Source organism: Capnocytophaga catalasegens, assembly GCF_026005215.1.
Classification (GTDB): Bacteria; Bacteroidota; Bacteroidia; order Flavobacteriales; family Flavobacteriaceae; genus Capnocytophaga; species Capnocytophaga catalasegens.
Map to the genome: position 1 here is coordinate 140836 of NZ_BPMA01000016.1, position 10958 is coordinate 151793.

Sequence of the window (10958 nt, forward strand, 5' to 3'; positions counted from 1 at the left end):
TATTCTGAATTCTTTAAAGTCCTATTTTAAGATAGGACTTTTTTATTGCTAATAATTTAAATTAGATATATTTTGCCTATTTTAATAATAAACTGATAATCTTTTTAAAAAAAATTGTACTTTTGCCCCCAAATCAAAATACAATGGCAAAGAATTTAGTAATTGTAGAGTCGCCCGCTAAGGCTAAAACTATCGAAAAATTTTTAGGGAAAGATTTTAAAGTAATGTCAAGTTATGGACATATATCAGACCTACCCACTCGAGAATTGGGAGTTGATATTGAGAATGATTTCAAACCTAAATATCAGATTTCTTCGGACAAAAAAGAATTAGTAAAAACGTTAAAAGAAGAAGTTAAAAAAGTTGATACCGTTTGGCTTGCTTCTGATGAGGACCGAGAAGGAGAAGCCATTTCTTGGCATTTGGCAGAAGCATTGAAATTGGACAAAAATAAAACCAAACGCATTGTTTTTAATTCGATTACTAAATCGGCAATAGACAAAGCAATTGCCAATCCGCGTACGATAGATTATAACTTAGTAAATGCTCAACAAGCTCGACGCGTACTAGACCGATTGGTAGGATATGAACTTTCGCCTGTACTTTGGAAAAAAGTTAAAAAAGGGCTTTCGGCAGGTCGTGTACAGTCTGTTTCGGTACGACTTATTGTAGAAAGAGAGCGCGAAATACAAGATTTTAAAACCGAATCATCTTATAAAATAACAGCAGATTTTGTTAATTCCCAAGGAAAAATAATCAAAACTAAACTTGTTAAATCATTTGCAACGAAAGAAGAGGCTGAAAAATTTTTATCCAAAAATATGGGAGCTACATTCTCAGTAGCAGATTTAGAAACAAAACCTGCAAAAAAATCGCCCGCACCTCCATTTACAACCTCTACATTGCAACAAGAGGCTTCACGCAAGTTATATTTTTCGGTAAGTAAGACAATGCAAATGGCTCAGCGTTTGTATGAATCAGGATTGATAACTTATATGCGTACTGATAGTGTAAATCTTTCGCAAGAAGCTATTGATTCGGCACAAAAGGAAATCATCTCTTCATATGGAAAAGAATTTAGCAAACCTCGTCAATTCACAGCCAATGCCAAAGGAGCTCAAGAGGCTCACGAAGCTATTCGTCCAACAGATATGTCTGTAAGCTCTGTGAAAATTGACCGAGATCAGGCTCGATTGTATGAATTGATTTGGAAACGAACTATTGCTTCACAAATGAGTGATGCTGAGCTTGAACGAACACAAGCTAAAATAAAAGCAGATAAACATTCTGAGCAATTTGTTGCCAATGGAGAAATTATTAAGTTTGAAGGGTTCTTGAAGGTATATCTTGAAAGTTTTGATGATGATGAAGAGGAACAAGAGGGTATTTTACCTACGCTTTTTGTAGGTGAAAGTATGACTAATAAGAATATTACAGCCACAGAGCGTTTTACTCGCCCACCATTTCGTTATACAGAAGCTTCATTGGTTAAAAAATTAGAAGAATTGGGCATAGGGAGACCTTCGACCTATGCGCCTACTATTTCTACGATTCAAAACAGAGGTTATGTGGAACGAAGTAATATTGAGGGTGAAAATCGTCTGTATAATCAATTGATTTTGAGCAATAATCAAATAAAAGAAAAAACTTTGTCTGAAACTACAGGTACAGACAAAGGTAAGTTGATACCTACAGATATAGGTATGGTAGTGAATGATTTTTTGATGGCAAATTTTGATAATATAATGGATTATCATTTTACAGCAAAAGTCGAAGAATCGTTTGATGATATTGCTACAGGAAAAGAAAATTGGACAGATATGATGCGTAATTTTTATACGCATTTTCATCCTACAGTACTTGATGTAGAGAAAAATGCAGAACGTGAGACTGGAGAACGCTTTTTGGGTACAGACCCTACAACAGGTAAACCGATAAGTGTACGTTTGGGGCGTTTTGGAGCAATGGTACAAATAGGGTCAGTCGATGATGAAGAAAAACCTCGTTTTGCAAGCCTTCCTCAAGGATTTTCTATTGAGACCATTACATTTGAAGAAGCAATAAAGCTATTTGAACTTCCTAAAAAACTGGGTGTTTATCATGGAAAAGAAGTAGAGTCTAACGTAGGGAGGTATGGTCCCTATATTCGCTTTGGGGAAAGTTTTATTTCTATCGGAAAAGATAAAGATGTTTTTGCCATAACATTAGATGAGGCAAAACAATTTATAGACGAAAAACTTAGAGCTGAAGCACCAATAGCCATTTACCAAGGAAAAGAAGTAACCAAGGGGAAAGGAAGGTTTGGACCTTTTATCAAGTGGAATGACACATATATCAATGTGAATAAAAAATATGATTTTGATACACTTTCGCAAGCCGATGTTATAGAATTGATAGAAGAAAAACTCAAAAAAGAGTCGGAAAAAGTTGTAAAAGAATGGGTTAATGAAGATATTCGGATAGAAAAAGCTCGTTGGGGCAGATATCATCTTATAAAAGGAAAGACCAAAGTAGAACTTGGCAAAGAAACTGATATTGAATCTTTTACGTTAGAAGAAGCACAAAATTTACTTCTACCTAAAAAATCTACAACCAAAAGTACTTCAAAAAAAATATCAACAAAGAAAAAGGTGTCGACAAAAAAATAGTAAAAAATCACTCGTAAAGAGTGATTTTTTTATTAAAAAAATTCAGTAAAATAGAATGATATTATTTGGATTTTCAAACTATTGGCATTGATAATTAAAGTTTAACAAAAATAAAACATTTTAGATATAACTTTCTTGAATATAAAAAGTATTTTTGCACCCGAAATAGAAATTTGGGCTAATTATGACTGATATTATTGCATATATTCAATATTATTTAGATAAAATAGGGCTATACCCATCTTCGCTTGGCGAAATTTTTATATTTAATCTTCTGTTTTTACTTTTATTCATATTTAATTTTATATTTTTAGTTCTGAAATGGCATAAAAGAAGAAAAACAGCTAAAAGAAAATTATATTTGCGAAAAGAATATGCCGAACGAATAACGCAAATATTACTTACCAAGCGCGATTTGGACAAAACAGAAATGTCTGATTACTTAGCAATGAATGCAGTTGATGGAAATTATAAAGAATTATTAACCAATTTGTTACTTGAAATTCTTGATCAATATAAAGTTATAAATAGAAGTAATTATAAAATGCTTTTGGAACGATTAAAACTTAAAAAATATTGGGAAGATAAACTTCAATATGGTTCAAAGAAAATACGTGATAGAGCGCTTCGTAAAATAGGCGGTTTGAATATGGAAATTTCAGAATCTATTCTAATTCCTATTACGACAGTTAAAGATTCTATTTTGCGTAAAAGAGCTAGGAGTTTGTACTTATACATTAGTAAAAATAACCCGTTTAAGTTTTTTGATGAAGATTTTGATAGTCAGTTTTCACAATGGGATAGTATAGAAATTCATAGTATTTTGCAAAAAAAACCACGTAATACGATTCCTAATTTTATTCAATGGGTACAAGAACATAGTATTAGTGATGGGTTGAAATCATTTTTGGTATATGAAATAGCTCACTATCATCAAAAAGATTCTTTAGATAATTTGTTAAAAATGCTTGAAGGTAGTGAGGTAAAATTACGACAAAGTATTATTGATGCATTTGGGGTGTTTGGTTATCAGAAAGCGATCCCTGTATTATCTGCAATGTATAACACTCAACCTTCTTCTATACAGCAAGCTATTTTGAGAGCTTTTGGTAATTTTAAACGAGAAGATGAATTATCTTTTATACAAAATGCTATTGAAACAGCGCATGATATGGATACACGCTTACAAGGATTGGAATCTTTGTACAATTATGGAAAAAGAGGAAGAGAAATATTCTATTTTTTGAAAGAAAAAGCACAAAATGAACAAGAACTATTACCTTTTTTACATATTGAACATCCGTTGAACCAGAAAAAAAATTAAAATGACTTTTATTGATATTTTTGAAATATTTATAATTACATATTCAATAATAATTTTGCTAAACTATACGGTTTTAACTATATTGGCTTGGCATAATTTTTATGTTAGCAAACGAAAATATACTGATTTAGACCTTGTTACACTCAAAAATTCTCCATTGGCTCCTGGTATTTCTATTGTCGCCCCAGCATATAATGAAGAAAAAACGATAATTTCTAATGTAAACTCTCTACTATCACTTAATTATCCTAATTATGAAGTAGTTATTGTAAATGATGGGAGTAAGGACAAAACACTTGATTTGTTGATAGAAGAATACCAGTTGGAAGAAGTTCCTTATTCGTTTGTTATCAAAATTCCATCAAAACCTATCAAACGCATTTTCAAATCGACTAATCCGTTGTATAACAAATTGACTATCGTTGATAAGGAAAATGGAGGAACAAAAGCCGATGCAGTTAATGCTGGGATAAATATTTGTAAATATCCCTATTTACTCAATACTGATGTGGATTGTGTTCTTGCCAAAGACGCTTTGCTTATGATGATTTTGCCTGTTTTGAAATCATCTGTACGGGTAATTGGTATAGGAGCTACCCTGCGTATGCTTAATAATTGTGATATAGAAAATGGAGAAATAGTTCGAGTTCGTCCACCCAAGACTTTTTTCCCATTAGTACAAGAAGTGGAATATCTTCGTTCATATTTGGTTGGAAAGATGGGCTGGTCTGTAATCAATAGTATTCCCAATATTTCGGGAGGATTAGGCTTGTTTGATATTGAAATCTTAATCAATGCAGGAGGGTATGACCCAGAGTCGTTTGCAGAAGATATGGATATGACCACACGAATGGTAGCCTATATGCGAGATATAAATAGAGATTTTCGTATTATTCAAATACCTGACACATGTTGTTGGACAGAAGGACCTCCCAATTTTAAGATTATGCAAAAGCAACGTACTCGCTGGGCAAGAGGTCTGTTTCAGTTTTTTGTCGTTCATCGTAAATATTTGTTTAATCGTAGGTATGGACGACTTGGAATGATTACGATGCCTTATATGTTTTTTTGTGAATTTATTGCTCCTATTATCGAATTTGTAGGAATATTAGTTACGTTATATTTAGTTTTTGTTGTAGGAGTCAAATTTAATATACTTAGCTTTTTAGGTGTATTTTTTGCCATTTATATTTTTGGATTAACAATTTCGATTACTTCTATTTTGATGGATTTTCTAAAAAAACAACACTATAAAAGATTAAGAGAATATTTTAGACTTATAGGAATTACGCTGGTCGAAGTATTTTTATACCATCCTTTGATTGTCTTTTTTAGTTTGAGAGGATATTTTGATTTCCTTTCTAAAAAGAATTTTACTTGGGGAGAAATGACTCGACAAGGAGTAAACAAAAAAACACAAACTATTAAGATAGATAATTAACATATTTTACGAATGATTTTTTTAATAAGAAAATATAGTTTTACTTTCCTTTTATTTTGGGCAATGTCTTGGCAAGCAAGTGCACAAGAGGAAAAAATTGTTAGGCAGGTTTCACAGCATTTTTCTAAAAAAGAATATGATTCTGCCAAAAAATTATTGGACAAAGCATTGATAGAATCACCTAATGATGCAGATCTGTTGGCTCTTTTGGGTATATATTATTATCAAAAACAAATGTATGATAAAGCACGTTTTAATCTACTCAAATCTATCGAAATAAATCCTACCAACGAAGAAGCAAAACAAGTACTTACCAATATCGAAATTGCGACTAAGAACTATTCGAGTGCAATTTGTTACATCAATGAATTACTTGAAATAAGTCCTTATGACCCAGAGCTTTGGCGTAAAAAAATCGCAGTGTATCGAGAGCAAGGTAATGATATAGAGGCTCTGAGATTACTTAAACGTGTAAGAATTATTTATCCGCAAGATGAGCAATTTAAAAAAGATTATCTGTATTCACTACAAGAACTTTCTGTTCAAGAAAAGAAAAAAGGAAATATAGATCAAGCAGTCAAGATGGATGAAGAAACTATTAAAATCAATCCGAAAGATGAACAAGGATATGTAAGACTTATCAATAATTATCTGATGGCAGGTGATAGAGAAAAAGCACTTTTATATGTAAATCGAGGATTAGAAAATCTTCCTCATAACAAGAATTTGGTCAATCGAAAAATAGGCATTCTTACTGAAATGAATCGATATGTTGAGGCGGTTGATTTTATTCAAAAGGAAATGAAAAAAGGAAATGTTTCTTCTGAAATGGTACTTAACTATAATGATATTCTTAGTCAAGCTGCTCAATATCAAAATCAGAACGATCCTTATGTATTGTATGGCAAATTGTTTGAAAATAATCCTTTGAATAATGAAGCATTAGATTATCTTATAAGTAACTCTATATCAAAAGGTTATTATCAAGAAGCTTTGGTTTATATAGATAAAGGTATGCTACTTAAGGGACGCACCAAAGAACTTTTAGTTAAAAAATATTTGGTTTATAAGTTGCTTAATCGTGAAGGACAAGCTATAAATCTTTTAGAAGAATTGTACAAAGAATATCCTACTGATATAGACATTAAGAATGATTATTTGCAATATCGCTACCAAAGAGGAAAAGAATTGGCACAAGAGGCAATGTGTGATGAGGCAATCATTGATTTTGAATTTGTAGCTTATCAAAATGATAATGAATGGCAAGAAAATGCAATGAAATCATTATTTAATTGTTATTTTCAAAAGAAAAAATATGATAAAGCACTACAAATAGCAGAAGTTTTAGGGCAAAAATATCCGCAAGAAGGTGAAGTAAAAAAAGCAGCAATTTATCACGTTCAAGGAGAATATGAAAAGGCCCTTGCCATATACAATAAGTTGATTGAGACTCAAAAAAATGAAAAATTTGTTGATGGATATGAAGAAATAGCCATAGAATACATAAAACAACTGAATGCTGCAGGAAACACTATCAAAGCCTATGAACAATCTAAAAAATTAGTTGAATTAAAACCAACCAGTAATCAAGGGCTTAAATACCTTATCGTTGTGGCATCTACACTAAATAAATCTGACGAAGCTTTATCTTATATAAAAAAAGGAGCAGAATTGTATCCTCATGATTTGTTTTTTGTGATAAAACAAGCACAAGAATATACTAAAAATGATAATCCTGATAAAGCCATTACCTTTTTAGACCCTTATTTAGAAAAATATCCACATAATCAAGATTTGGTAAGAGCTTATTCAGAAGCTGTTCAAAAGCAAGCACAACACTTGAGTCGTCAAAATCAACTTGATTTGGCACAAGATTTACTTCGTAAGGCAACCAAATACGACCCAAAGAATAACGAATTAAACTATCAACATGGGCTTATTTTTGAAAAACAACATCAATACGATAGCGCATACGTATATCAACGCAAGTATCAACCTTCTGTTTTGGAGATATCAGAATTTAGAAAACAGCTTAACTGGCTAAAACACAAATTATATCGAAATGAAGCTCGCTTTATGTATCAACGAAATGATATCGACGATAAACGCATTCCTGGAATTTTTGAAGCATCTTATGTTCGTTATGCTAATAAAAATACATATACTCTTGGGCTAACAAGTTCTGGACGAACAGATAAGCGTGCTTATATGGTACAAGGCGAATGGGCGCATACGCTTTCCCCTAAGTGGTATTTTACAATAGGAGGTGGCGCTTCAGGACATTTTTTTCCTAAATATATAGGCAATATGACTATTTATAGAACTTTGCCACGTGATTGGGAAGCTGAACTCTCGGTTGGATATAAAGAACTCCGTTCTGTCGATGCGTCACAATTATTCCAATTACAAGTGGGAGCAACTAAGCATTTAGACAGATTTCGCTTGAATGCAAAATTGGTAGGAATTTCGTTAGCAAGCCAATTTTATTATAATACTTTGGGAAGAATACAATATAATTTGGACAACGAACGAACGTTCTTGGCTATCTACGGAGGCATAGGCTCTGCACCTGTTGATGAGATCTTAAATTATCAGTATTATAGTTCTTTTTCAACAACAAATGCTAATTTTGGAGGAATAGCACAATATATGCTTTCAGATATTATAACACTTGGTATATCAGGCACTTGGTACGAATATACCGATAGTATAGATAGGTCTAATTTGTATAATTTAAGTTTTTATTTGAATGTTTCGTTTTAGTATATTGATAATTAGTTTACTTGGATTTGGAATGTGCAATTCAAATGCGGAACAACCTACCCAAAAATCTATTTCACTCAAAGGTGAAGGTTACGTGATTTCTACAACCGAAAATCCATCTGATGAAGAAATAAAATGGGCTGAATATTTTTATAATCATTTGAAAAAGAGAACAAATGATAAAAATAAAATCCTTCTACAAAAAGAAAATCCAAAATATATAACGTTTGTTTTGCATCTTAATCCAAAAGCTACTTACGATTATTGCTTGAAAAAGGAAAGTAAAAATTGGAAACTAATAGTAAAAAATGAACAAATAATGATATGGGCTATCTATCAGATAATCAAGCGTATAAGTGAAGATAATACAACGTTAGTACAAGCTCCCGATTTGAACCCGTCTATTATTAGTTGGGATAAAGAATGTGTCAATTTCGATTTTTCGTATCGAGAACCTCATTTTTTGCCTAATCTGAACATAGATTATAATGCTATCAATGCTACAAATAACATTGAAATTGATTGGGGAATATGGGGACATAATCTTACTAAGATTATGAAAAATTCAACTAAAAATATTTTTGCTCAAATTGATGGAAAAACCAATACAAATCAGTTAGATTTTTCCTCTGACCAATTATTTGAAGAGGTAGAAAATTATATTATTGATAATTTTGGTACTGAAATACCAACCAAGTTTGTCATTATGCCTAGTGATAATACATTGGTTAGCACTTCTGCCAAAGGTGTAGAACTTGGAAACACTTCTGACAATGCAACTCCTTCGGTCAGTTATTTTATTGAACGTTTGGCAAAACGCTTCCCAAATCATACGTTTTTTGCTTCTAGTTATTTAACAACGAAAACACCTCCAAAAACAAAGCTACCTACCAATACAGGAGTTATTATAAGCACGATAGATTTACCCAAAGCCGTTACACTTGATATGGATAAAAATATAGCTTTTCGAGAAAATATACGAATGTGGAGACAGAAAGTAAAAGACGTTTATTTGTGGGATTATGTATCTAATTTTGATGATTATTTGTCTCCATTTCCAATACTGAAAGGATTTCAAAAACAACTACAAGTGTTTAAAAAAGAGGGGGTTACAGGTGTTTTTTTAAATGGAAGCGGATATGACTATACGTCTTTTCAAGATGTCCAAACCTTTGTACTCTCTTCTCTTTTGATTGATGAAACGCTTTCGGTAGATGATTTAGTTACCCGATTTTATAAACAGAAATATCCTATTTTTGGTGAGCAACTTGCTCAATATTATTTGTCGTTGGAAAACAAAGTACAGAAAAATGGAAAATCTTTAAATATTTATAGTAGTTTTAATACTGCTGTACAAACTTTTTTAGACATTGATTCATTTGTTAATTTTTATCAAGAATTGGAACAAATTATTCCAAAAACAAAAGACGAAGAGCGTGTTAATTTGAACAAAATGTATATTGCTCTGACTTTTACAAGATTGCAATTAGCTTATTATCAATCAGATAAAAAATATGGTTTTCTTGATTATAGCCAAAATAAAAATGTAGTGAAGCCTTATATTCAAAAGATGCTTAGAATACTCAAAGAACATTCAAAGTACAAAGAAATGGCAAATTATAAAGAAGACGAAGGCTCGCTTCAAAGCTATATATCTCAATGGGAAAATTTGCTTACAGAGAATAATTTTCAAAATTTCCTTTTGGGCGAAAAATTAGTTGCAAAAACTATGTTAGATGAAGATTATCAAGACCTTACAATTCTTACTGATGGTGTCGATGGTTTCCCTTACGAGTACCATAATGGCTGGATTCTCAATTCGATAGACCACCTAAATGTAAGTATTCCAATAGAAAAAGCCAAGAAAGGCAAAGAGCTATCATTAACTTTTTTAAAAAATGAAGTAAAACGTTTTTTTCTCCCAGAAAAAATCGAAATTTATAAAAATAACAAATTGTATAAAACGATAATTCCTTCATCACAACAAGTTGGTTTAGTTCATATTAACGAAAAAATAAACTTTACTGATGCAGAAAGTATCGAATTGAAGATTTATAGAAACATTTCTCAAAAACGTAATTTATTAGCAACTTCTGAAATACGATTATTGCCTTAAAATATTTTATTATGAATAAACAAATCATACTTATTCTTTTTGTGGGGTTGATATGTAGTTGTACGCAACAAAAAGAAACAAAAAAGCTCACATCAATTGAGTTTATAGACCCAAATCGACATTATTATCCTGTGGTACAAGGGGAAGAGTTTGAGATTATAATTCCTATCAAAAATACAGGAGACAATTTCTTAAAAATTACCGATATTCATACCTCTTGTGGTTGTGTGGTGGTTGATAAATCAGCTTATGTTCCACTAAAAGCAGGTGAAGAAAGGGAAATTAGAATCAAGAATGATAGTAAGAAAAATATTGGTTATGTTAAGCACTACGTAAAATTATACGGAAATATTCTTCCTGCAGGAGAAGCAGAAATTGTTTTCGATTATCATGTAGTTCCTGATGCTCTTTATACACCCGATTATGAGGAAATTTATAGTAAATCAAATAATTTTAAAAGAATAACTCATCGAAAAGGTTATTATATAGATAAAGATTCGATTGATTAGTTATTTTACTTTTCTGTTTTAAAAAAAGATTTCTTGAATTTTTCAGGAAATCTTTTTTTAGGTTTTTATCAACATTATAACGTTTGAGTGGTACGAAAATACTTTATAAAGTAAGTAAAACATTCATTTTTTGAAAAGAAAATCGTAACTTGCACGA

6 protein-coding genes are annotated in these 10958 nt (G+C 31.4%); all 6 read left to right on the forward strand.

Going from position 1 to position 10958, the window contains the following annotated elements; all coding sequences use genetic code 11:
* The first annotated feature begins 143 nt into the window (after positions 1–143).
* Positions 144–2648: a type I DNA topoisomerase gene (gene topA / locus OO775_RS05085; protein WP_264845955.1), complete on the forward strand. Its 2505-nt coding sequence runs from the start codon at positions 144–146 to the stop codon at positions 2646–2648.
* A gap of 361 nt (positions 2649–3009) precedes the next feature.
* On the forward strand, positions 3010–3972 hold the full coding sequence (locus tag OO775_RS05090) for a HEAT repeat domain-containing protein (RefSeq protein WP_264845957.1): 963 nt from the start codon (positions 3010–3012) through the stop codon (positions 3970–3972).
* 1 nt (position 3973) lies between these two features.
* Positions 3974–5413 (forward strand): glycosyltransferase family 2 protein, encoded by a 1440-nt coding sequence (locus OO775_RS05095; RefSeq protein ID WP_264845958.1) that lies wholly within the window; start codon positions 3974–3976, stop codon positions 5411–5413.
* Between the two features lie 12 nt (positions 5414–5425).
* The gene (locus tag OO775_RS05100; RefSeq protein WP_264845959.1) at positions 5426–8176 is read left to right on the forward strand and encodes a tetratricopeptide repeat protein; all 2751 of its coding nucleotides are present in this window, start codon (positions 5426–5428) and stop codon (positions 8174–8176) included.
* Positions 8177–8207: 31 nt separating this feature from the next.
* Positions 8208–10292 (forward strand): DUF4838 domain-containing protein, encoded by a 2085-nt coding sequence (locus OO775_RS05105; RefSeq protein WP_264845960.1) that lies wholly within the window; start codon positions 8208–8210, stop codon positions 10290–10292.
* An 11-nt stretch (positions 10293–10303) separates the two neighbouring features.
* Positions 10304–10801: a DUF1573 domain-containing protein gene (locus OO775_RS05110; RefSeq protein ID WP_264845961.1), complete on the forward strand. Its 498-nt coding sequence runs from the start codon at positions 10304–10306 to the stop codon at positions 10799–10801.
* Positions 10802–10958 lie beyond the last annotated feature (157 nt).